The sequence below is a fragment of the Saccharothrix lopnurensis genome, from assembly GCF_042658445.1.
GTDB lineage: Bacteria > Actinomycetota > Actinomycetes > Mycobacteriales > Pseudonocardiaceae > Actinosynnema > Actinosynnema lopnurensis.
This window is the reverse complement of the sequence record NZ_JBHSQO010000132.1, coordinates 1-549: the sequence shown is the minus strand read 5'-3', so window position 1 is coordinate 549 and position 549 is coordinate 1. Positions and strand designations below refer to the sequence as shown.

The following is a 549-nucleotide window of genomic DNA, read 5'->3' as shown; positions in this document are numbered from 1 at the left end:
CAACATCAGCTGCACTTACACCGATATCATCTACTTTGGCAGTTTTACGCTTTTTGCGCTCTGAGTGATAAGTCAAACCAGTACCTGCAGGGATCAATCGACCTACAACTACGTTCTCTTTCAGGCCACGCAAGTAATCACGCTTACCTGTTACAGCACCTTCGGTAAGAACCCTTGTAGTTTCTTGGAATGATGCAGCAGAGATAAATGATTCAGTAGCCAAGGATGCCTTAGTAATACCGAGCAGCATCCGTTCTGACTGAGCTGGCATCTTGTCGTTCGCAAGTGCCTTCTCGTTTTCTTCGAGAAGCTTAACGTATTCTACCTGGTCACCCTTGATAAGCTCTGTATCACCAGAGTCAAGTATATCGACCTTACGAAGCATTTGACGAACGATAACTTCAATGTGCTTATCGTTAATCACAACACCCTGCAAACGGTAAACATCTTGAATCTCATTCGTAATGTATCGAGTAAGCTCGACAACTCCTAACAACCTTAAGATATCATGTGGGTTAGATGGACCGTCCGATACAACCTCACCCTTTT

At 44.1% G+C, this 549-nt stretch carries 1 pseudogene; it reads right to left on the bottom strand.

From position 1 onward, the window contains the following. A pseudogene (locus ACFP3R_RS37700) lies at positions 1-549 on the bottom strand (hypothetical protein); the annotation flags it as partial.